Here is a 26137-nt window from a genome sequence, read left to right on the forward strand (position 1 = left end):
CATAGCATGTTTTCAAAGTTTAAACAAAAGTTTGGCGCCCTGCTGGCAGCCGTAATGGTGATCACGTCACCATCTTTCGTAATTGCAGGCTCTGCTGCAGAGGCTGACGGTGACACTCCGGTCCTGAATAATACGTCTGTTACTCTCGACAGTGCGCGCAACCCCGCCCTTGAGGGAGAACCTGTAACATTCGTGGCAAGATTAGACACCGGCGATGTTTATATCGAGCCTAAAGGAACGATAACCATTAAGGAGGGGGATACTGAGCTGGGTACAGCTAGATTGGGCCAGGAACCAACCAAACCCAAATTAGCATTTGTCACCATTAAAGGTCTAACTTCCGGAAATCATGAGATTACAGCCGAGTATAGCGGAGACACTAACTATAATGCCAGTACTTCTGCTCTGTTTAGCCAGGGAGTCTCTGCTGACGAAACGGCACCAACACAGAACCCGACTGTAACTACGGTTGTAAGTTATAATAACCCCTCTAACTATGGGGAATCCGTGACTTTCCATATCGAAGCCAAAACAGATCCGCAAAAATATGTAAATATGTCCGGCTCGGTGATTCTTATGGATGGTAACAAGGAAATAGCCACGCTTCCTATGTTGCCAAAAGGAGAGTCAAACGGTAAGGCGGCAATCGATTATACTACAACAGATTTAAGTGTCGGCGAGCACCCGATTACGGCCAAGTATTATGGAGACAAAAGATATAACGTGATGGACAGTGTCTCTGAATCTATGACTCAGGTTGTAAAGGGTACCACTGACAGTACAACACCGTCCAATCGTTCTAGTCCACCGAACGAGCAAAATCCGACACCACCAGTTGACAATCGGTATAATACGTCCGTCACTATAGATAGTGCCCGCAATCCTGCTTTGAAGGGAGAGCCAATCACATTTGTTGCAAATGTCAATTCATTAGACTCTTATGAGATACGTACAGGTACAGTAACCTTTAAAGAAGGGGATACTGTTCTAGGTTCTGCCCCAGTGGGAGATGATCCAACTAAACCCGACCTGGCTATTTTTGCGGTGAGAGAACTGCCTCTTGGCGATCACGTAATTACAGCTGAGTATAGCGGGAACGATAAATATCGTGCCAGCACATCTCTTCCATTGACACAGAAAGTTACTGCAACGGCGACGGCTCCAACGGGAAATCCGACCCAAACAGAGGTTGTCAGCTATTATAATCCCTCCAAGTTTGGAAACTCAGTGACTTTCTCTATCAGAACGAAAACAGTGCCACAACGAACCATTAACATGTCCGGTACGGTCATTCTGATGGATGGAGACAAGGAGCTGGCTGTTCTCCCCATGCAGCCGGATGGTGAATCCAATGGTGAGGCAAAGGCGAGATTCACTACAGCGGATTTAAGCGTCGGAGATCACCCGCTTACCGCAAAGTATTTTGGAGATGCGAGACTAAATGTAGAAGACAGTATTTCGAAACCTATGGTTCAGGTCGTATTGGGCAGCGGCGGCAGCTCAACACCTTCGGTTCCATCATCTCCACCCGAACCAGTACCAGCACCAGTACCAGCACCAGTACCAGCACCAGTACCAGTACCTGACAAAAACGATGGCAAGCAAGAGAATAAAACAGACTCAGCAGCAGAGGAATATCAAAATCCCGATGATATTTTCAGAAGTCGGGTTGTAAATACAGACAGTAATGTTATTGATGGCGTAGTAGCCAGAACCGCTGAAATTCTCAGCAAAGGCAACAGCTTCAATGTCTTAAATTATAAGGATGTAGCACAGCACTGGGCGATCTCATCTATCGAAAAATTGACCAAGCTACGCGTCCTTAAGGGATACCCTACTGGGAAGTTTGAACCGGATGAGCAGATCACCCGCGCTGAATTTGCGGCAATGATTGATAGAGCTTTTGTAGATATGGCCTCAAGAAATATTTCCATTAATAAAGAGGATTTCGTGTCATACAAGGATATTAATGGCCACTGGTCAACGGATGACCTCAAGAAGCTTATTAAGGTTGGGGTTCTGAACGGATATGAGGATGGAACGATCCGCCCGGAGAAAACGATCTCCCGGCAGGAAATGGCTCTAATTATCACTCGCGTGCTGAATGCCAATATTTTGAAGGTGAATACCTCAAAAGTTCAATTTAATGACTTGGACGGAGTATATGGCGCCGATGCAATTAAAAAGGCATCTGCCTTGGGAATTTTCAATGGCAAGACGGGGCAGACGTTTGATCCAAATAGTGGAGCTACACGTGCCGAGGCCATCGAAACGATCGTGAATACTTATAGTTTGAGTCCATCAATCAAGGAAGCATTAAAAAATTTGAAATAAATCGCTCTTCGATTGATCTGATATACAATCAGGTACTGAGCAATCAGACGCCTTAAGGGGAAACGCTAATTGCGTTTCTCCTTTTTTTATTTTTGACTTAGCCGGTTGAGTGCGTGAAACGCGCGAAACAAAAAAACACCCGCTATGGCGTGGAGGGTTACACAAAGACTGTTGATATAAATCATTTAGTAACGTGTTAATGATACTGTAGAGGAATGATATCCATTTGAATATTAGTAGCGGTGGAAAGGTAGCCATAGTGGGAGAGTCAGGTTCAGGAAAGTCAACAATGGCCAAAGGCAGCGGTTATGCATTGCACGAGTGCTTCTGAAGAATCTGAATATTATTCTGATGGACGAGCCCACAAGTTCTCTGGATAACATCTCGGAATCTTGTATAATGGAACAGCTGTTCTAGCTGGATTCAACGGTCTTGGTCATTGCTCACAGACTCTCAACCATATGTGAGTGTATAACTCCATCTGGTTGGATGCGATGGGCATAGTGATATCTGAAACAATCAAGTTTATCGCGTCGTATTTGTGCCTTCGTCATTTCAGCCGAACGAGAGATTCAACATCGAGAATTTGAACTTTCTCATCGAAGTCATATGTATCTGCACAGGAAGTCACCACATATCCATCTTCCAAAGAAAAGGTACGAAAGTACCATACCTTACTCCCGATTAATTGCATCTGAGCCATATCGTCACCTTCTACTGTGGAGAAGCTGTCAAGAGGGACGGACAATCCTTTACCGATGGCCTTGATATAGCTCTCCTTCGCTGTCCAAATACGAAAAAACTGCAATAAGCTTTGTTCATGTGAATGCTGCTTCATGATGGAGCTGTATTCATCCTCCGTATAGAACTGTCTAGCTACCCCGAGATCCGTCGCATTAATTCGCTCTATATCTACCCCGATCTTCCCTGATGAACCTGCTGCCAACACAACCCAATCCCCTGAATGGGAAACGTTGAAGCCAATATTCTGATCATACCCAAGCAAGATAGGCTTCCCATATAAACTCTCACCGAACTTCAATTCGCCAGGAGTACAATCCAGCATTTCTGCGAGCACTGCTCTCATTAGCAGATCGCCGGTAATGCCGCGAAGCATGTCTGGCAAGAACCGAAATCTCAGGAGCTTACTCCGTCGTTCCTCTGGGAGTCCAGCCAATATGGAATCCAAATTTTTTGTTGGAAAGCTTGTAATCCGTGCAGCATATACCTTAATCAAAATACTATCACTCCCAAGTGAAATAAATAGCTGGAGTCTTCCGTATATTTCTATAGTATACGCTAACCCGGCTTAGTTGGGGAGCTCTCAAAGGAGCATTTATCGGCGTTCTTAGTGCAAACGTTTTCACGATCTGCGCAAGTGAGGAATAAATTATCTGAAAGTTGTTACCTTATTTTCCATAAAGTGTAGGGATTTGAAAGTAGTTCTTTAGGAATTTGAGTTGGTTCTATTTTCCTATGAAGTAAAAAATAAACTAATTTTAAAGTCTCATAAACAGAATTATAGTCAAATTTTTAGTATTTTTTGCTTGATATTTTAGATAGAATTCGATTATCTTTAACATAAAGCTAAATACAAAAATTAGCATTTATGTTCTAGCCGATCAGTAATGTAATTAATTTGTGCAATCCTTTGCACGCCGTGTTGTTTGCTTGCTAAGGGAGTACTTCCCAATTGTAGTATGCGCTTTCATCCTAAAGGGGGCAATGTATGCATAACAAAACATTAATAGAATCATTGGAGATAAGTGCCCGAACGGATAAAGGGATTACCTTTATCGATAGAAATAAAGATTTACCTGTAACCTATCGACAGCTCTACAACGAATCGCTAATGCTTCTATACCAATTGCAAGAACGAGAATTACGCCCCGGAGACAAACTCCTATTTCAAATTGAGGAGCCACGAAGTTTTCTCACTTTTTTTTGGGCCTGCCAGCTCGGAGGGATAATTCCTGTCCCTGTCACAGTCGGAACGACACCTGAACACCGCTTGAAAGTACAGCGAGTATGGGAAATTACTGAAAAGCCTCCTGTAATCGCATCACCCGATCTTCTTCATTCATTTACCGAACATTTAGGGCACGATTCCCCGAATCTGCAGACACGGGAGTTACTGCAGCGACTTTGGGATGCGGACGAGATGTTGTCCGGCTTGTCCGAGAAAGGAATCCCACATACCGCGCACCCGGATGATACCGCACTCATTCAATTTTCATCTGGCTCCACTGGCGATCCCAAAGGCGTCATCTTGACTCATCGCAATTTGCTTATCAATATCGAAGACATTCTGACATGCTCCGCAGCAGCGCCTTCAGATAGGTCATTAAGCTGGATGCCGCTTACACACGATATGGGATTGATCGGATTTCATTTATCCCCTCTTGTCGGACAAATGAACCAATGGATGATGCAGCCAAGCCTGTTCTTGTTAAGGCCGCACCTCTGGCTGCATAAAGCTCACGAATATCAAATTACACAAATCTGCTCTCCTAACTTCGGCTACAAACACTTCATGAGCCACTTTAACCCGCAAAATGCCATCGATTGGGACTTATCATCCATACGCTATATATTTAACGGTGCCGAACCAATCTCACCACAGTTAGCACAAGACTTTTTAGCTCTCCTCGAACCCTATCATTTGCAAAAGAAAGCCATGTTTCCTGTATACGGTATGGCGGAAGCGAGCGTTGCTGTTGCTTTTCCACCAGTAGATGAGGAACTTCAAGCCGTCTATGTAGAACGGAAACAATTAGCCCTTGGAAAGGAAGTGAAGTATTCCTCACCAGATAGTGAGACAAGCATTGGCTTCGTTGATGTAGGTTATCCAATTGCCCACCTCGAAGTGCGAATTTGCGATGACACGAACACACCGCTTGGCGAAAGTTATGTCGGAAACATACAGATTAAAGGAGGAAATGTTACAAGAGGGTATTATCGTAATGCCGCCGCTACGAAGCAAGCCTTTACCGAAGACGGCTGGCTGCTGACTGGCGATTTGGGATTCATGCGGCAAGGAAGGCTGGTCATTACCGGCAGAAAAAAAGACATTATTTTTGTAAATGGCCGCAATTATTTTCCTCATGATCTGGAATGGCTGGCACAAGAGGTTGAGGGCATTGAGCTGGGGAAAATCGCAATATGCGGAATTACCAATCAGGCCCTAGGCAGAGACGATGTAGTTGCGTTTCTTCAGCACCGCGGCCGCGGCGATTCCTATTCAGGAACGGTTTGGGAGCTTAAAAAGCATATTTCGAAGAAAATGGGTCTGGAACTGACCTGCATTCTGCCTGTCCGGCATATTCCCAAGACGACTAGCGGGAAATTGCAGCGTTACAAGCTGGCAGAGATGTATGTGAACGGAGATTTCGCAGACCAGGTGCTTCACTATGAAGAACTGCTTAACTCTAGAGCCGAGGAAATAGAGAAAGAGCCTCCAGCAGACGAACTGGAAAGCCAGATGGCCGAACTATGGTCGGATGTGCTGGGACAGGGAACGCTGATCGGCGTGACGGATTTATTTGCCGATTATGGAGGGGACTCTTTGAAAGCGGCCGTATTGCTGGCCAGAATCCACAGACAATTCCATGTGGAAATTCCCACGCAAAGCTTCAGTAATGACGCTACCGTAAGATCGATTACCGATTATGTCCGAAATTCAGAAGCAAGTCTCTATGTGCCTATTACCCATGTGGAGCCTGCCGATCACTATCCGGTGTCTCCATCGCAGCGCAGAATGTACATTCAGGAGCAATTTGGCGGTGCTGGGACTGCTTATAACATGCCGTTTGCAATCAAGATCGAAGGCGCTCTGGATGTCGTCCAACTAGGACGTAGTCTGCAAAGACTCATCCAGCGTCATGAATCGCTTCGCACGACATTCGCTATGGTGGATGGCGATGTCAGACAGGTTGTACATCCATCTGCTGAGATCCAAATCCGTTCACTGACTGCAAGTGAGCATGATGTCACAGAAGTGCTTAAGCAGCTTATACGTCCATTTGATTTGCACGTTTCTCCATTAATCCGCAGCTTTCTGATTGAGGTTCAGGGCAGTGAAGCCTATAAGATTCTGCTCATTGATATTCACCATATTTGTTCTGATGGCATTTCGGCGCAAATCATGCTGCAGGAATGGCTGCAATTGTATCAGGGCAAGGAACTGCCGCCGCTCGACTTGCAGTATCGGGATTATGCGGTATGGACGAAGCAGCAATGGAAGGGTGCGGATTTGGATCAGGCACGATTGTATTGGTCTGAACGATTGAAGGGTGAAATTCCTGTACTGGAAATGCCTTTGGATGGCAGCAGGCCGCATACAAAAACCTTTGACGGGGACACGAGCCGGTTTGTTATACCCGGAGAAACAGCTGAGCAGCTTCGGAATTTCATGAAATCAAGGAACGTGTCCTTGTACGAGCTGCTCTTGACGGCGTATTCGATATTTCTGCATAGCTATACGCGGCAAGAGGATATGATCGTGGGCGCTTTGGTGGCCGGCAGGCAGCATGCGGATCTGGAACAGATGCTAGGCGCTTTTGTGAATTATGTACCTGTGCGGTTTCAGATCGATGCAAGGCTAACGTTTGACGAATATATTAAGCAGGCTACCGCACATATGCAGGAGGATTTCGGAAATCAACAATATCCGTTTGATGAAATCGTCGCTTTAACAGGCAGCATGACGGAGCCTTCGCGTAATCCGCTGTTCGACACGATGGTGATTCTGCATAACCAAATGGATATGTATCAGGCATTGGCCTCAGATGCTATAAAAGCAACGTACTATCCGCTTCCTGGTTGTACGTCTAAGTTAGATTTCAAGTTGGATGTGTTTGTAAGCGGTGATAGCGAACTTGAGGGTGTATGGGAATACAATACGAATCTGTTCCGCAAGGAAACGGTAGAACGATTCAGCGTTCATCTGCTTCGATTGCTGGATCAGGTCATCCTGAACCCGAATACGCGGCTTGGGGACTTGCGGCTGCTGACCGATGAAGAACAAACGCAGCTCTTGAAAGCTAATAATCCCGCTCCGGTACCCTACGCGGAGAATCAGCTTATTCATGAGTGGATCGAACACCAGGCGAAGATCAGGCCTGAGCAGACGGCGGCTATCTTCGATGATGGGCGGCTCTCCTACGGAGAGCTCAACGCGAGAGCCAATCAGCTTGCCCGCGTATTACGCGCGCGGGGAGTGAAGCCGGACAGCATCACTGCGATTGCGCTGGATCGTTCGACTGAAATGATCATCGGCATCACGGCGATCTTGAAGGCAGGCGGAGCTTATCTGCCGATTGCGCCGGATGCTCCGGCGGAGCGTGTCCGTTATATGCTGGAAGACAGCGCAGCCAAGCTGCTGCTGGTGCGCGGAGGTGGGCTTGGCGATGCACGGTTTGACGGTGAACAGTTTAACGTCGATCAGTATCACGTCGATGAACCATTTGATGTAGAGCGCATTTCGCTTGATGACGAAAGCTTGTATCAGGGCGACGCCAGCGATCTGCCACCCGCAGCTCATGCGAGAAATTTGGCTTATGTGATCTATACGTCAGGCTCGACGGGGAACCCGAAGGGGGTCATGATCGAGCATCATTCGGTGATTAACCGGATAGCGTGGATGCAGAAGAAATATCCGCTTACAGCGGAGGACGTCATTTTGCAGAAGACGGCGTTCACCTTTGACGTATCGGTATGGGAACTGTTCTGGTGGGCGCAAGCCGGAGCCGCCGTGCACTTCCTCGTTCCTGGAGGAGAGAAGGACCCGGAACAGATCATTCAAGCGATTGAGACAAATCAGGTCACGACGATGCATTTCGTGCCGTCCATGCTGCATTTGTTCCTTGCGCATCTGGAAGCAAGGCCCGAGCGGCTGGAACGCCTGCAGAGCCTGCGCTATGTGTTCGCCAGCGGGGAAGCGCTGCTCGCACATCAGGTGGATCGGTTCCAATCGCTGCTGGGCGAGCGGTATGGCACAAAGCTGATTAATTTGTACGGTCCGACCGAAGCCACGGTGGATGTGTCTTATTTCGAATGCCGGACAGGCCTGCAGCTGAGCAGCATACCGATCGGGAAGCCGATCGATAATACCGAGCTCTATGTCGTAGACAGCCATCTTCAGCTGCTGCCGCCGGGGATCCCGGGCGAACTCTGCATCGGCGGCGCGGGATTAGCCAGAGGCTACCTAGGTAGGCCCGAGCTGAGTGAGGAGAAGTTCAGAGCCAATCCATTCAGACCGGGCACCCGCATGTACCGGACGGGGGATTTGGCGAAGCTGCTGCCGGATGGCAATATCGAATATTTGGGAAGGCTTGACCATCAGGTGAAGATTCGCGGTTACCGGATTGAGCTTGGTGAAATCGAACACCATTTACTTCAGCATGAAGCCATAACGGAAGCGGCGGCGATTGTGAAATCAACAGGCAGCGAGCATACCGATTTATACGCTTATTTCGTTGCCGATGAGAACCTAGATACCACGGAACTCCGTGCCTTTTTGAAAACCTATGTGCCGGATTATATGGTGCCTGCTTATTTTGTACAGCTGCCAAGCATGCCTTTGTCCGATAATGGCAAAATCAACCGTAAAGCGTTGATAAATGCCGTCAGTGATGTCTCGTTAGCGAAGGAATACGCAGCTCCACGGACTGCAGTAGAGACAGCATTAGCCCAAATTTGGCAAGAGGTGCTGAATGTAGAACGCCCGGGAATCGACGACGACTTTTTTGAACTGGGCGGGCAATCCCTGAAGGCGGCGCAAACTGTATCCAAGATTCATCAAATCTTTCAAGTGGAACTTCCACTCGCAGAGATGTTTGATCGATTGACCATACGGGAACTGGCAGGCTGGATTGAACAAGCTGAACAGCAAGGCTATGAGCCTATTGCTGCTGTGGAATCAGGGAGCTCTTATCCGCTGTCCTCAGCACAATCGAGGTTATATATTTTGGACCGTATGGAAGGGATCGGAACGGCCTACAATCTACCTTTTGCTATAGAGGTCAGAGGCCGCCTTCAAGTGGACCGAGTCAAGGAGTCCTTTCAAGCGATTGTGAATCGCCACGAAACGCTTCGGACCTCATTCAGTATGCAGGATGGAGAGCTAAGGCAGGAGATCATGGCTGCCCACACGGTGGAGCTGCCTGTTACCTTTAGTGCGGCAGCGGAAGAAAACGTTGATGCGGCGATTCATTCGTTCATCCGGCCTTTTGATCTTCACAAAGCTCCCCTCTTTCGGGTAGAAATCATTGCGCTGTCTGAGGAACGCCACGTCATCGTGTGTGATATGCACCATATCATTTCGGACGGGATATCGATCATCGTGCTGATGGAGGAGTTCATCCAGTTATACGCTGGTAATGAGCTTCCTCAGCCGAATATCCAATTTAAAGATTACACGAACTGGATGTCTCAGCGATTGACATCGGATCATTTGGAGAAGCAGGAGGTCTACTGGCGAGAAGTGCTCCAGCAGCCTCTGCCGTCTGCGGAATTACCACATGATACGAAGCGAGCTTCGGCGCTTTCATTTAAAGGGGACCGATATACGTTCGAGCTGGATCCAGGTGTCAATCACCAAATCAAATCGTTAGCTAAAGAAACCAATACAACGCTGTATATGCTTCTCTTGGCTGTGTGCAACGTGCTGCTCGCCCAATATACGGGTCAGCAGGATATTATCATTGGCTCGCCGGTCTCGGGGAGGAATCACCCCGATCTGCAAAAGGCGATCGGAATGTTCGTGAATACGCTGGCTATGCGCAATTATCCGGAAGCATCCAAGTCATTTAGAGATTTCCTGCAGGAGGTCAAGGCGAACAGTCTATCCGCCTTTGAGCATCAGGAATATCCGCTGGAGCTATTGCTGCAGAAGCTGAATATCTCACGCGAGATGAATCGTAATCCGCTGTTTGATGTCTTATTTGTGGTGCAAAATATCGGGATTCAAGAACACTGGGAAGCGGCTGGTCTCGAGTTTAGCCGATCTCAGCTGATTAATCCGGCGAGCAAATTCGATCTGACCATAGAAGTGATTGAAACGGTGAGCGGTCTTTCGTTCGCACTCGAATATAATACGGATCTGTTCCATAGAGACACGATAGAACGGCTTGGCGTTCATTTGCTTCGATTGCTGGATCAGATTCTTACGGTTCCGGACACGCGGCTTGGAGATCTAAAGCTGTTAACGGATGAAGAACAATCGCAGCTGCTGCAAGCCAACAATCCTTCTCCGGTGCCTTACGCGGAGAACCAGCTTATTCATGAGTGGATCGAAGCCCAAGCGAAGATCAGGCCTGAGCAGATAGCGGCTATCTTTGACGATGGCAAGCTCTCTTATGGGAAGCTCAACGCGAGAGCCAATCAGTTGGCCCGTGTTCTACGCTCACGGGGAGTGAAGCCAGACACCATTATTGCGATCGCGCTGGAACGTTCGCCTGAGATGATCATCGGCATCACGGCGATCTTGAAGGCAGGCGGAGCTTATCTGCCGATTGCGCCGGATGCTCCGGCGGAGCGTGTCCGCTATATGCTGGAAGACAGCGCGGCCAAGCTGCTGCTGGTGCGCGGGGATCAGCTTGGTCATGTGGAGTTTAACGACGAACAGTTTAACAATGAACAGTTTGACGTAGAACGCATTTCACTTGATGACGAAAGTTTATATCAGGGCGATGCCAGCGATCTGCCGCCCGCAGCTCATGCTAGAAATTTGGCTTATGTGATTTATACATCGGGCTCGACAGGGAACCCAAAAGGGGTCATGATCGAGCATCATTCGGTGATCAACCGGATAGCATGGATGCAGAAGGCATATCCGCTTACAGCGGAGGACGTCATATTGCAGAAGACGGCGTTCACCTTTGATGTATCGGTATGGGAACTGTTCTGGTGGGCGCAGGCAGGAGCCGCCGTGCACTTCCTCGTTCCCGGAGGAGAGAAGGACCCGGAACAAATTATTCAGGCGATTGAGACAAGCCGGGTAACGACGATGCATTTCGTGCCGTCCATGCTGCATTTGTTCCTTGCGCATCTGGAAGCAAGACCCGAGCGTCTGGATCGCTTGCGGAGTCTGCGTTACGTATTTACCAGCGGGGAAGCGCTGCTCGCACATCAGGTGGAGCGGTTCCAATCGCTGCTGAGCGAGCGGTATGGCACAAATCTGATTAATTTGTACGGGCCGACCGAAGCGACGGTGGATGTGTCTTATTTCGAATGCCGAACAGGCCTGCAGCTGAGCAGCATACCGATCGGGAAGCCGATCGACAATACCGAGCTGTATGTCGTCGACAGCCATCTCCGGCTGCTGCCGCCGGGGATCCCGGGCGAACTCTGCATTGGCGGCGCGGGATTAGCCAGAGGATACCTAGGTAGGCCTGAGCTGAGTGAGGAGAAGTTTACAGCGAATCCATTCCGGCCGGGCACCCGCATGTACCGGACAGGGGATTTGGCGAAGCTGCTGCCGGATGGCAACATCGAATACTTGGGAAGGCTTGACCATCAAGTGAAAATTCGCGGCTACCGGATCGAGCTTGGTGAAATCGAACATAAATTGCTGGAGATTGAAGGTGTCCAGGAGGCCGCCGTATTGGCGAAGGAGGATGGGGGAGGTAATCCATATTTATGCGCCTTTCTCGTGACGAAGGAACAGATTCCTTCATCGATTATACGTGCTTCGCTTTCGCGAGCGCTTCCTGACTATATGATTCCTTCGCAGTATGCGTATCTACCCGAAATGCCGCTGTCCGCTAATGGAAAGCTGGATCGCAGACAGCTGCAGCACCTGCAAGTGATAACGGAGACTGACGATACGTACACCGCGGCGCAGAATGAACTGGAAGAACAGCTTGTGATGCTGTGGCAGCAATTGCTGGGCAGAGAACGTATCGGTGTCCACGAACATTTCTTTGAAATTGGCGGACACTCGCTGCTTCTCCTGCAGATGCACACTCGCCTTGAGGCATCCTACCCGGGCTTAATCCAGGTCACCGATTTGTTCGCTTACCCGACCATTTCCAAGCTGGCGGCCTTTATGAAGCAGGCAGGTGAGCAGCATTTGGCAGCTCCGCTTTCCTACTTGACGCTGCCTACCGATTATTTCGTTCAGCAGACGGCTGCTGCTCAGCAAGCGGTATATAAGCTGCAATTAGGCGAGCTTGAAACAAGATTGCTCGGTGAACTTGAGCAATCCGGGCATGCGAAGCGGCAGGTTGTGCTGCTGGCCAGCCTTGCTTATCTGCTAGCTGCTGTTACCAAGAGCACGGAACTCACAATCGTGCATTCTGATTCCTTGCGATCCTTCCAGATGTTGGAGCTGCAAATGGGCCAAGTAAGCGAGATCGCATCCTTGATCTCTATGGCTCAGAGCGCCCTGAGCGCTAGCCAAACAAGTGAACTGCTGCTGGAGCAAATTCAGCCTGTGAAAGTCAAAGAGACCCCGCAGGCTGTACTTCCTCTATTTTATCAGAGAGGGGCAGTTCCAGTCCGTGATGTACATCGCAGTAGATTTGACATCCAGTTCTCCTACTATACGGAGAATGACCAGATTCACTTGCTTTGTGAATATAACGATCAGCGTCTATCGAAATTGAAAATGAAAGAATTATTCGGTCAATATATTCGTATTATTCGCACCGTCATTCAGCAGTACGCGGGCGAGATTCAATTCATGGAGGCCGCTGCGGCAAGCGAGGACAGAAAGGTGGAGAGAAGCTTATGAAAATCGCCTTGATGTTCCCCGGATCTGGGACCCAGTATGCGGGGATGGGCCAATCCTGGCACGAAGCCTACCCGATCGTCAGAGAGACGTTCGATGAAGCGAGCGAGCGAATGGGGTTCTCCTTGTATGACGTGTGCACAAGCGAAACGCTTCAGCAGGACATGGATCTAGTGACTGCACAAGCTGCTATCTTCGTTTGCAGTGTTGCAGCCTATCGCGTCTATATGCAGGAAGTGGGGATCACACCCTACTTGTCTGCTGGGCATAGTCTAGGAGAGTATGCCGCTCTGGTCTCGGCAGGGGCCATCCGCTATATCGATGCGCTCGATCTTGTGTGCCTGCGAAGCAGGCTGATGACCGAGACGGCCGTTCATGGGGAGAGTGGAGTGGTTGCGTGCAGGCAGCTTCCAATCCAGATTACCAGGCGCGAAGTGATGAACTGGAATCGCAGTTACCCTGACCGCCCTGTAGATGTTGCCTGTTACAACTCGCAGGATCAAGCCGTGATCTCGGGCTATAAGCCGGATACGGAGCAGCTTGCTGCCATTCTGGAGGGACTTGGAGGCAGGGCGATCCCCCTGTCTATCCAGGCACCCATTCACAGCAGATTGCTGCAGGGAGCGGTGGCTCCTTTCCGCGAGCAGTTAGCCCGGCTGTCAATAGAGATGCCGAAATGGCCCGTCATTTCCAATGTCACGGCCAAGCCTTATACGGATGCGGAGTCCATTGTGACGGGGCTGGCCATGCAGTTAACGCAGCCAGTTCAATGGCTTAACACCGCAAGATTTATGCAGCGCAGCGGGATATCACACGCGCTAGAACTGGGTCCGAAATCGACGTTGTCCACTCTAACCAAGCGAACTGCGCGGAATATCAGGACCTATGCTCTGGATAAAGCAGATGATCTGCCCAAGATCCAGGCGCTGAAGTATTCTAGCAGCGATTTACTAGGAAAATGTCTGGCGCATGCCGTTTCCTGCCGGAATCGGTGTGAGGACGCCGCGCAGTACGCAAGTGAAGTGGCGGAGCCATTTCATAAGCTGGCAGAGCTTGCGAATGCCCATGCGGAGCACAGCGAACGTTCGCTGTCTGAGCAAGATGATGAGCTGCAGACGGCAATTGAACTGCTTTTGCAGATCATGAAGGGGAAGAAGGTGCCTGAGGACGAGCAGCAGCGTAGATTAAACCGCTTGTGCGCTGAAGGATGCACGGCAGCCAGAAGCATAGATGATTTGGCGAAAAGCTATTAAGGGGTGTATGGATGAAAACATTCAAAACGTATTTGATCACGTTGGGCGAAGTTATTTTGCTGGCTGGAATCTTTCTCGCGGTGGCGGTTCTGCACAATTACGTGCTGGTTCCGAATTCCGGAAGCTACGGACAATATTTAATGCATAATCTGCCATTATGGATTTCCATCATGTTTGCGATTGATGCCGTGCTGCTCACGGTCTACTTTCTTATTAAAAAGTCGATCTTGAAAGACCGTTACGTCAAGGTCTCGCAGCTGTGCAATTTCTCACGCTTAAAAGGGAAGGACTTTCTGATCTCTACGTATGTTGCGATTGCGGCAGGACTGCTGTTCATCTGCCTGCTGAAGCTTCCTTTCGTGAAGACCAACTTCCCGGACATGCAGGATTACATTAATTTGTTCATGAATTCTGACAGCTTCATTCTGACCTTGCTTGGACTTGCCGTTATCGGGCCTTTATTTGAAGAAATTTTCTTCAGAGGGATATTGTTCTCCATGATGCGCGGCAAGCTTCCTTTTCTTGTTGCTCTGCTGATACAGGCCGTGATCTATGGATACTGTCAGCCGAGCCCTTCGATTCAGGTTACAGGATTCTTCCTAGCTATTATGTACGGGATTATGTACACGAAAATGAAGACGATTCTGGCCACCATATGGACGGCCGTGCTGCTGAATGCCTTTATTTTTACGTCGAAACAAATCGGGCTGCATGAAGTGATTGAAGGCTTCTCACCTTCCACGCTGCTCATCATTATCGCTCTGTGCCTATTCGTCATCGTCTCCAGTCTGGTTGTGCTGGGAAAGGAAGATCGGAAGCTTCCTTACGTCAAGGTTATTGGCAATTTGCTGTTGTGGACAGGACTGTACGTCGTCATCTACTACCCGATTCTGTTTGTCTGGAACAACCATATTATGAGTATCGCCTCCATCTCAAACTGGCTGGGCGAGAATAACGTGCTTGGCTTTATTTTCTTTGACACGATCTCGTTAGCCGTGTTCTACCTGGTGATGAGGCTCATCCATAAAAAAAGTCTTATCGTCGAGTGCAACTTTTCCGCTATCCCTCCTAGGGCCGGAATTGTCATGGGCATTTTGGGAGCGGCGATGGGAGTTTGGGTGCAGTGCTTTTTCAAAATCCCTTATTTCGCCGATAATTTCCCACAGTTTCAGCAGCTGTTCGACTACTTGACGACGGCTTCGCTGCCGGTATTTATCGCCTTCTTAATTCTTCACTCGATGTACAAAGAAGTCTACTTCCGGGCATTGATCTATAATGTGCTGCGCCCTGCTTTCTCGGTTCCGATGTCGATTATCGTGACGGGAATTATCTATGGCGGCTTGTTCTTCAACTGGGATATTCCGCTTACGATTTATGCTTCGGCAGGGGCGCTGATCTTCGGTCTGCTGTTCGAATGGTATCGTTCCATTTGGGCTCCGATTATTAACGAGATCATCTTGTTCGGCACGTATTTTGTGATGAAAAAATTACAGCTCACCTTCTCCGCAGGGATTGTTATCGCGATGGTGGCAAGCTCAGTAGTGATCATTTACACGATGTATTGGTTGTGGAAGCGTAGAGAAATCGATCAAAAGAATGCGAATTCGGCCCATGTTCAGGCTGCTGTTCAATCCGCCGTATCACTTTAAGCTTCGAGGAGGATCAGGATGTTGAATTTGAACTGGCTTGATGAGCAGCCCACAGAAGACGACTTTGAAATTGAGGAATTATCCGTCCAGGATATCGCTATTATCGGGATATCGGCCAACCTGCCAATTGTTAAGGATTTGGATGAACTATGGGAATTTCTGAAGAACGGCGTGGACTTCATTTCCGAATTCCCACATGGCCGCCGGAAAGATACAGAGCCTTTCATGCAGGCAAGAAGAAGGGCTAATCCGTCTGCAGGCTACATGGACGGGGCTTATCTGGATGAAATCGATAAATTTGACCATGCCTTTTTCCGGTTGTCTCCCAAGGAAGCGAGCTTGATGTCACCGAATCAGCGCCTGCTGCTTGAGACGGTCTGGAAGTCGGTCGAGGATGCAGGGTATGGAGGGGATGCGCTTGCCGGCAGCCGGACGGGCGTATTCATCGGTCTGAACAATGATGCGATATACGACTACAAACGGATGATTTCGGAATCGGATTTATCGCTGTTGTCCTATGCGGTTCCAGGCAACTTGATCAGTGTGACGGCGGGAAGAATCGCTTATGTCCTTGATCTTAGAGGCCCATGTGTGTGTATGGACACAGCTTGTTCCTCCTCCTTGGTGGCCTTACATACAGCCTGTCAGTCCATCCGGAATGGAGAGTGTGAATCGGCGATTGTAGGCAGTGTGAAAGTTAATTTGCTGCCTCTTGATGAAATCAAGATCGGCATTGAATCCTCCGATTGGCGGGCAAGAACATTCGACGACAGCTCAGACGGTACTGGAGGAGGGGAAGGTGTCATTTCTCTGGTTATCAAGCCCTTCAGTAAGGCGATGGAGGATGGCGATTCCATTTATGGTGTCATAAAAGGAAGCGCGGTGAACCAGGACGGTCGGTCGATTGGACTCACGGCTCCAAATGTACTGGCCCAGGAGGATGTCCTGGTTCGCGCGTGGACGAATGCCGGGATCGACCCGGCCACGATTGGTTATATGGAGGCTCACGGTACTGGAACGAAGCTTGGGGACCCGATCGAAAGTGATGCGATAAACCGTGCTTTTCGTCAGTTCACGGACAGAAAGCAATTCGCCGCTGTGGGTTCCGTCAAAACGAACCTCGGGCACCTCGATCACGCCGCTGGATTAATGGGTGTTCTGAAAGCGGTGCTTGCGCTGAAGCACAAGCAAATCCCGCCTATCCTGCATTTTAACAAGCCGAACTCGAAGATTTCATTTATTGATTCACCGGTGTACGTATCCGATGAACTGACGGCTTGGGAGGCTGACGGGCATCCGCGAAGAAGCGGTGTAAGTTCTTTCGGAATGAGCGGCACCAACTGTCACGTTGTGTTGGAGGAATTTCAATCGGGACCGATGGCAGATGAGGAACTTGGTCCACATTTATTCGTGATATCCGCCAGCAGTGAAGAATCACTTCGCCGTCTGGTCGATGCTTACTGCGAATATGATCTGCCAGAGGATCGCCTGCGTGACATTTGTTTTACCGCAAGTGTAGGGAGAGGGCATTACGCTTACCGGCTTGCCATGGTTTTTGGCACCAAAGAGGAATGGATGCAGCAGCTGCGCCGCGTCAAGGAAAACGGCCTTCATACAAGCGAGCAGTTCAGGATCTACTATGGAGATTCCAAGCGAGAGGCAGCAGGACAAGGGCGTTCCCAAGCTTTATCTGCTACTGAAATAGCATTAGATCCGTTGGAAGATTTGAGCCAACTCGCAGCTTCCTATGTGGATGGGGCGAGTGTGGACTTGTCTTCCTTATACTCGGGCGAACGCAGAAAAAGAATCTCTCTTCCTACGTACCAATTCGAGAGAACACGCTGCTGGCTGGACATTGATGAAAGTGCACTCGCTGCTTCTCCGGAGGCAAGCCGCCATGACGGAGAGCATCTATCCGAAGTGAAACTGCGCGGAAGAGAGTCAGAACAATATTCTATTACTGAACGAACAATCGCGAATATTTGGGGGGATATTTTAGGGATTCAGGAGCTTCATATTGAGGATACGTACTATGAACTTGGCGGGGATTCGATTCTGGCCTTGAAAATTGCCAACCGCATGAAAAAGGAATTTGACGTCTCTATCGAGATCGCCGATTTACTGAGGTATGTCACGATCAACTCGCTGGCGGAGTGGATTGATTCACGGCGATTGCCTGCCCTGCCTGAAGTAGAGTCAGACACATTCCGCTTGGTTCCAGCCAAGCAGGCTGACGGATATCCGTTAACACCTTCCCAGCAGCGCGTCTACATCCAAGAGCAAATGGAACATATTCAGACGAGCCATCATGCGCCATTTTGCGTCAAGGTGGAAGGAGAACTGGATGCGGCCCGGGCCCAAAAGGCGATCAATCAAATTGTAGAGCGTCACGAAGCCTTTCGAACGGTATTCGATTTCGTGGATGGCGAACCCATTCAGCGCGTGCTGCCGCATTTGGAGATTAAGGTGGCCTTGTTCGAGGCTTCCGAAGCGCAGGTGGATGAACGGATCGAAGCCTTTATTGAGCCGTTTGATTTGGCCCATGCGCCATTAATCCGAGTAGGAGTCTTCACCCTAACGGCAACTGAGCATATTATTATGCTCGATATGCATCACATTATTTCCGACGGAGTAACGAACAGCATTTTTATTCGGGAATTTTGTGCCTTGTATCAGGGGCTGCCGGTGGCGCCTGTACAGGTGCAGTATAAGGATTATGCGGTATGGCTGAATAGTCAATTAAGCAGCGGTGCTTTAGAGCAACGGGCGGAGTATTGGTCGAAGCAGCTTTCTAGTCCGCTTCCTATCCTGAGTCTTGCTGCTGATCGCAAGCGGCCGGAAGTGAAGACGTTCGACGGTCAGTCACTGCGATTCACGATACCGAGCGAACAAGTCCACGCGCTGCGTGAACTGGCGGCCAAGAATCAGGTCACGCTCCATTCGCTTTGCTTTGCGCTCTATTCCTTGTTGATTCGTAAATTCTCGGGCCAGGATGACATGATCATTGCTACTTTGGTCTCGGGACGGAATCATCCGGATCTGGAAGCGATGATGGGTATGTTCATTAATTTCCTGCCTATTCGGCTAAGAATTGATGAACGTTCAAGCTTTAAGGTGTATGCCAAGGACGTACATGGACAGATTATCAGCGCTTATGAGCATGATTATCCGTTTGACAGCATGCTGCAAAATCTAGACTTTAAGCACGACCCATCCCGCAATCCTGTCTACGATACGATGTTCGTCTTCCATAACGAATTTAAGATGAATTCGCAGGACAGTATGCTGCTTGGGCAAGAGGGCTTGCATGTTGCGGAATATCCGATTCCACAGCATACGTCCATGCTAGATGTGAAAATGGATATGTGGGAACAGGCTGAAGGCAGTCTGCATGCCGTGTTGAATTACAGTACCGATCTGTTTGACGAGACTACGATGCACTCGTTCAGAGACGCGTTCATGGGAATCATTTCTGACATTTTGAACGATTCGTATAAGGAATTAGCTCACTACGAGGCGCTTGCCCCTCTAAAGCAAGCAGAAGTCGCTAACCAGGCTGTATCCATTGCTGTTAGTGCCACATTTACCGCAGAACCGATTGAGAATTATATCCAATGGTGGTGTGAACGATTCCAGGTTCAAGCAGAAATCTCGTTCGCTCCCTATCACCAGGTATTTCAGCAGTTACTGAGCCCGGACAGCTTGCTCGCGGCGAATCAGGGAGTTAATCTGCTGCTCATCCGTTTTGAAGACTGGATTGGGGGAGAGACGTTAACCCAGGACCAGCAGATCCAGCAGTTAGAAAGAAGCTATGTCGATCTCATTCAGGCGATTCGGAACTTTCCGAGTAAGGGTTCTTTATGGATGGCTGTCTTCCAGCCAAGCGATGAGTATCATCCCGTTGTCACCACCTATATCCGCGATCTGAATGAGCGTTTCAAGCAAATGATTGCGCCGATTGAGCATGTAACCCTGCTGGATCTTAGCGATATCGAGCGCAGATATCAGATCCCTGAGGTGTTCGATAGAGTCAAGAATCAGGAAGCCCATATTCCTTTTACAGATGAGTATTATGCAGCTCTGGGTACCGTTGCTGCAAGACGGATCGTGTCTTGGAGAAGGCCCGATTTCAAGGTCATTGTACTGGATTGCGACAATACCCTGTGGCAGGGGGTATGCGGGGAAGCCGGCGCATCTGGTGTGCGGCCTTACCAGGAGCTGCAGCAGATGATGATTACGCTCAGCGAGCAGGGCATGCTGCTGGCGCTTTGCAGCAAGAACAATGAAGCCGACGTCTGGGAAGTTTTTGATAAGCAACCCGGTATGCCGCTAAGGAAAGAGCATCTTGTAGGCTGGAAAATTAACTGGCAGGCCAAATCGGCCAATCTCCGGGAACTGTCCGAGGAGCTTAATCTGGGACTGGACAGCTTTATCTTCATCGATGACAATCCCGTAGAATGCCGGGAAGTGATGCTGAACTGTCCGGATGTGCTGACGATTCAGCTTCCGAGTGATCCGGCGCAAATCCATGCGTATTTGAAGCATATTTGGGCCTTCGACCGGACCCGCAGCACAGAAGAAGATCGGAATCGTACGTCTATGTATAGAGCTGAGAACCAGCGGAAAGCGCTGAAGGAACAGTCGGAGCTTTCACTAGATGAATTCATGCGGGATTTGAAGCTTCAAATGAGAATGAAGGAACTGGAGACAGCAAACATTCCGCGTGCTGCCCAGCTTACAGAGCGGACGAACCAATTCAACATGAGTACGATTCGCAGAACGGAGGACGAGGTTCGGACATTAATGACTGAGCCCGGGTGGAAATGCTGGACCGTTGAGGTGCGTGACCGTTTTGGCGACTATGGTCTAGTGGGATTGGTGATTGGCCGCACGCAGCAGGATACTTTGATGTTAGATACATTTCTGCTGAGCTGCAGAGTTCTGGGAAGACGAATTGAATATGCGATCCTGTCTGTTCTCAAGCAGTTCGGCTTAAGCATCGGTATAACACAGATTCAGGCGGCTTATCGGCCAAGCTCCAAAAATGAGCCGTTCCGCCAGTTCTTGTCTGCATCCGGCTGGGCGGAGGACGGGCATAAGGATGATGCTCATCTATATAATCTGCCGCTCGAAGCTATCGCGGATTCGGCCGGATGTATCGAGTTAACAGATGTCTTCGCCGAATCAAGCATAGAGGCTGAAGTAGCGCTGCCTGTTGCGGAGATTGCGGCGACAGCAACCTTATTCACTGAAGAGGAAGAAGCGGTACAGGCTGAGAGACCGCTGGAATGGGAAATGGAGCTTGACGATAACGATGCGGCTGGCATGAAGCACAAAGTCTACTGGCTTCCGCTTCAATATCATACGGCTGCATCGATTATGCAGCTCCCGCAGCGGGAGCATTCGGGAGATTTGAAGCGGGCGGCCTACGCAGCTCCTTCGGACGATACGGAACGAACCTTGGCTGAGCTTTGGGAAGCTTTGCTTCATGGGCGTCCTATTGGTCTGGACGATCACTTCTTCCATATTGGCGGCAATTCTCTGCATGCAGCTTCGCTGGCATCGCGAATTCATAAGCAGTTCCATGTTCCGATCACGCTAAAGGATATTTTTCAGCATCCGACTCTTAGAGAAATGGCAGGGAAAATACGGATCTTGCACTCGTCAGAGGATACATCAAGCCCTGTACTTTCGATCCCGAAAGCGCCTATTCTAGACCACTATCCCGTATCCTCTGCTCAGAAAAGGCTGCTGATTCTGCATCAGTTGGATCCGGCCGGGACGAGCTACAATATGCCAGGTGCGCTCAGGATAGAAGGGAAGCTGGATGATGGCAGGTTGGAACAGGCGTTCCGGCTTATTCTTGAGCGCCATGAGAGTCTGCGCACTTCATTCCACTGGACGGCAGAGGGCCCTGTTCAGCGAATTGAACAGGAAGCTGCTTTCGCACTGGAAGAGCTGGATGGGGATATTGTTCAAGCGGATGAGGCCGATCTTCTTACGGATGCGGCTGCAGCCCGGTTTGTGCGTCCGTTCAAGCTGGACCAAGCTCCGCTGCTTCGCGCAGGGCTGCTTCAGATGGACGTGGACAAGCATGTGCTGTTCATCGATATGCACCATCTGGTCTCGGATGGCGTATCGATGATGAACATGATGAGGGAAGTTATAGATGCATACGAAGGCTTGCAGCCGAGGACGGAGCTCACGATTCAATATAAGGATTACGCCGTCTGGCAGCAGCAGTCTTTGCAACAGGAGTCTCATAAGCTGCACCAAGCCTACTGGCTGGATCGGTTGAGGGGCGAATTGCCATTACTGGATCTGCCGCTCGATCGGCCGCGGGTTTCGCTCGGCAGCAACCTAACGGAAGGCTCAAGATTTCATCTGGAAGCGGGCGCCGCTCTACGTAATGGGTTGGAACGGCTGGCCGCTGGCACAGGAACGACGACTTATCACATTATGCTTGCTGCATTCTCCATCCTGTTGTCCAAATACACCGGGCAGAATGATATCATCATTGGTTCTCCGGTTGCCGGTAGAACCCATGCGGACCTTGAACCGTTGATCGGCATGTTCGTGAACACGCTGCCGCTGCGGCTGCATCCCGAAGGGCATAAATCCTTCAGCGATTATCTTGCTGAGGTGAAGAGCTATACGCTGCAGTCTTTTGAGCATCAGTCCTATCCTTTCGAGGAGCTAGTCGATCAGCTGCAAATTAAGCGGGATGCATCTCGCAATCCTTTATTCGATGTGTTCTTCGTCTTGCAAAACATGGACCAAGGTATTCGCCAGGCTGGCGATCTTAAGTTTATGCCTTACGAATTACCGATTCGGCACAGCCGGTTCGATATCACGCTGGAGGTTATTGATCGGCCTGATCAATTCACGTTTACATTTGAATATGCCGCGCAATTGTTTGACCGCGAGACGATCGAGCGAATGGCGGGCCATTACGTACAGATTCTCGAATCTATCCTGCGGGATAACAAGATGATCCTTTCGCAGATTAACATGCTGCCGGATGCCGAGCAGATCAGACTGCTTCAGGAATTCAACCCGCGCCCTACGCCATATTCATCCGATCAAACCGTGCCTGAATGTGTGGAAGGAATAGCGGATTTACAGCCGGATCATATCGCATTGGCGTTCGGGAACCGAACTATGACTTATCGTGAATTGAACGAGAGAGCGAATCGGATGGCGCATGACTTGCGCGGCCGTGGCGTAACAGCGAATGGTGTCATCGGCATTATGGCCGATCGATCCCTGGAGATGGTTGTCGGCATCCTTGCTGTGCTGAAAGCCGGGGGCGCCTATTTGCCTCTGGACCCTGCTTATCCGCGGGAACGCTTGGCCTATATGATGGCTGACAGCGGGACAAGGTTTGTGCTGGGTCATCCAAGTTATGCCGGTTTGGTTCAGTTTGATGGCGAATGGCTGGATATTTCGAAGTCTTACGATCAAGAAGAGTGCGGTAATCTTGTCCGCGCATCGAAGCCTACAGACCTTGCCTATGTGATCTACACATCAGGTTCAACAGGGCAACCAAAGGGCGTGATGGTCCAGCATAACGGACTGCTGAATTTGAAAGTGTTCTTTGAACAGGAACTCGGTGTCACCTCAGCAGATCGAATCGTACAATTTGCGAGTCTTTCTTTCGACGCATCGGTGTGGGAAATTTTCATGGCGTTAACGACCGGGGCAACCCTGGTGCTCGCAGCGAAGGAGGATCTGCTGAATTACCGTAAGTTCGAGGATTTCATGAATGAGCATCAAATCACTGTGGCTACACTTCCTCCTACTTATACGGTGCATTTGCAGCCGCCGCGGCTCCAGACGCTGACTAAGATCATTACGGCCGGTTCGGCCACGAATTTCGAATTGATCCGTCGATGGAAGCCATATGTGCGCTACTTCAATGCATATGGCCCTACGGAGACCACGATTTGCGCAACGATATGGGAAGCGGAACTAGAGGGGCGTACTGAATCAGCGCCTGTGCCGATCGGAAGGCCGATCACGAATACGAGCATCTATATCGTAGACAGGGATCTGCGGCTTCAGCCGATTGGCGTTGTTGGTGAAATTTGCGTTGGAGGCGCGGGGCTGGCCCGCGGCTACTTGGGCAAGGATGACTTAACCCGTGAGAAGTTCATCAAGCATCCTTTTCATCCGGGGGAACGCTTGTACCGGACAGGAGATCTTGGCCGCTGGCTGCCGGATGGAACGATTGAATACTGCGGAAGAATTGACGACCAGGTGAAGATTCGCGGGTTCAGGATCGAGATCGGAGAGATCGAAGCCGCGCTTGCGAAACAGGAAGCGATTATTGATCAAATTGTTCTCAGTCTCACAGGACCGGGCCAAGAAGCCTATTTGTGCGCTTATTACACCGGGTCAAGGTCCATATCGGCTGGAGAGCTGAGAGATGGTCTGCTGCAGAGCCTGCCAGAATATATGGTGCCCGTCACCTATGTTCAGCTGGATCAGTTCCCGCTTACTCCAAGCGGCAAGATCGACAAGCAGGCATTGCCTGAGCCGGATTCTCTGCGGTCCGCAGATTATGTGGCTCCAAGATCAGCCATGGAGCACAAGCTTGCAGTTTTGTGGGAGGAAATGCTGGGGCGCAGCCAGATCAGCGTGCGGGATTCTTTCTTTGAAGTCGGGGGAGATTCCCTAAAAGCTGCGCTGCTGGTGGCCCGCATTCATAAGGAGTATGAGGTTGATATACAGCTGGGCGACGTATTCCGGAGTCCGACCATTGAACAAATGGCGCACGCCCTGCAGCAGAAGGGCAAGTCACTCTTTCAGCCGATTCCCAAAGCGGCCGAATCCGCCTTTTATCCGCTATCTTCGGGTCAGCATCGGATCTTCGTCATGCAGCAGCTGGATGAGGACGATGTCAGCTACAATATGCCGGGTGTGTTCCTGCTTGATGGCACACTGGATGAGGCGCGGTTCACCCTTGCTTGGCAGGCCTTGATAGAGCGGCATGAAAGCTTGCGTACTTCTTTTGAAATTGTAGAGGGGCAATTCGTGCAAAAGGTGCACACCAATGTCTCCGTAGTAATCGAACATTTGCCAGAGGCATCCGATCAAATTGCCGGAATCGCTCGTTCGTTCATTCGGCCTTTCAAGCTTGGCGGGGCTCCGCTGCTCCGTGTAGGTCTTAGCCGGATCTCTGAGCATCGGCATCTGCTGCTTCTGGATATTCACCATATCGTATCGGATGGTGCGTCCATACGAAATATGGCCTTGGAGTGGATCGAGCTGTATGAGGGAAGGACACTGCCTACACTCCCTGTTCAATATAAGGACTACGCAGTTTGGCAGAGGGACCATCTGGAAAGCGAAACGCTGCGCAAGCAAGAGATCTATTGGCTGAATCAATTGGCTGATTATAATCCGGCGAAGGCTCTGCCAACCGATTACGCACGAACAGAAGATGACAGCGCGGAAGGCAGACGAATCGTGCGAACGATCGATTCCGGTCCGATCCAGAATCTGATGCGTCACACGGGAACGACACTTTATATGGTCTTGGCGGCGGCTTACCAGCTTACGCTTGCTGAATATGCATCTCAGACGGATATCGCCATCGGCTCTCATGTGGCGGGGAGATCGCATCCAGATACGGAGAGACTGATAGGGATGTTCGTTAACACCATTGTTTTAAGGTCCAAGGTTCGTGAAGAGCAGACGATTGCCGATTATTTGAATGAATATAAGCATACGGTTATTGAAGCGTTCGAGCATCAGGAATATCCGTTTGAACAGTTAGCCGAGAATTTGCCGCACCCGCGGAATAGATCACGGAACCCTGTCTTCGATGCCTTGTTTATTTTGCAGAATGTCAATATGAAGCAAATCGAGACTGAGCAAATCACCCTTACAGCGTATCCTTTTGACCATCCTTGTGCCAAATTCGATATCACGCTGGAGGCGCTGGAACTTCTTGACGAAATTGAATTAACGTTTGAATTCCGCACAGCCTTGTTCACAGATAACACCATCGTGAACCTGTTCGACCGCTATCAAGAGATCCTGGCCATGATGGTCTCAGACTTAGACGCGAATCTCAGCGAATTGCTTCCGGGAATAAGTGCTAGTGCAGCAGCGGACAACCCGCTCGGAGATATTCAATTTCATTTTGAATTATAGGGAGATGT

The 26137-nt window shown here is 49.7% G+C and carries 8 protein-coding genes; 7 read left to right on the plus strand and 1 reads right to left on the minus strand.

Annotated elements, in window-relative coordinates:
* The first annotated feature begins 6 nt into the window (after positions 1-6).
* The 3 genes from ACRRNK_RS06770 (at position 7) to ACRRNK_RS06780 (ending at position 2751) form a co-directional block, all read left to right on the plus strand.
* Complete coding sequence (locus tag ACRRNK_RS06770) at positions 7-2334, plus strand: Ig-like domain repeat protein (RefSeq protein WP_433946002.1); 2328 nt, start codon at positions 7-9, stop codon at positions 2332-2334.
* A 226-nt stretch (positions 2335-2560) separates the two neighbouring features.
* Entirely contained in the window at positions 2561-2665 is a 105-nt protein-coding gene (locus tag ACRRNK_RS06775) for a hypothetical protein (protein ID WP_433946003.1), read from the plus strand.
* Positions 2647-2751 carry a hypothetical protein gene (locus ACRRNK_RS06780; protein ID WP_433946823.1) on the plus strand — a complete coding sequence of 35 codons (105 nt, stop codon included), beginning with the start codon at positions 2647-2649 and terminating at the stop codon, positions 2749-2751. The genes ACRRNK_RS06775 and ACRRNK_RS06780 overlap by 19 nt, the downstream gene beginning before the upstream one ends.
* Positions 2752-2884: 133 nt before the next feature.
* Here the strand turns inward: ACRRNK_RS06780 and ACRRNK_RS06785 are convergent, their stop codons facing one another.
* The gene (locus tag ACRRNK_RS06785; protein WP_433946004.1) at positions 2885-3571 is read right to left on the minus strand and encodes a 4'-phosphopantetheinyl transferase family protein; all 687 of its coding nucleotides are present in this window, start codon (positions 3569-3571) and stop codon (positions 2885-2887) included.
* Positions 3572-4063: 492 nt separating this feature from the next.
* Between ACRRNK_RS06785 and ACRRNK_RS06790 the strand changes: the two genes are divergently transcribed.
* The 4 genes from ACRRNK_RS06790 to ACRRNK_RS06805 are packed head-to-tail and all read left to right on the plus strand — an operon-like array spanning position 4064 to position 26129.
* On the plus strand, positions 4064-13069 hold the full coding sequence (locus ACRRNK_RS06790) for an amino acid adenylation domain-containing protein (protein ID WP_433946005.1): 9006 nt from the start codon (positions 4064-4066) through the stop codon (positions 13067-13069).
* Complete coding sequence (locus ACRRNK_RS06795; RefSeq protein WP_433946006.1) at positions 13066-14319, plus strand: ACP S-malonyltransferase; 1254 nt, start codon at positions 13066-13068, stop codon at positions 14317-14319. The genes ACRRNK_RS06790 and ACRRNK_RS06795 overlap by 4 nt, the downstream gene beginning before the upstream one ends.
* Before the next feature lie 11 nt (positions 14320-14330).
* Positions 14331-15968 (plus strand): type II CAAX endopeptidase family protein, encoded by a 1638-nt coding sequence (locus ACRRNK_RS06800; RefSeq protein WP_433946007.1) that lies wholly within the window; start codon positions 14331-14333, stop codon positions 15966-15968.
* Between the two features lie 18 nt (positions 15969-15986).
* Complete coding sequence (locus tag ACRRNK_RS06805; protein WP_433946008.1) at positions 15987-26129, plus strand: amino acid adenylation domain-containing protein; 10143 nt, start codon at positions 15987-15989, stop codon at positions 26127-26129.
* Positions 26130-26137: the final 8 nt, after the last annotated feature.

It is taken from the genome of Paenibacillus sp. SN-8-1 (assembly GCF_050995535.1).
Classification (GTDB): Bacteria; Bacillota; Bacilli; order Paenibacillales; family Paenibacillaceae; genus Fontibacillus.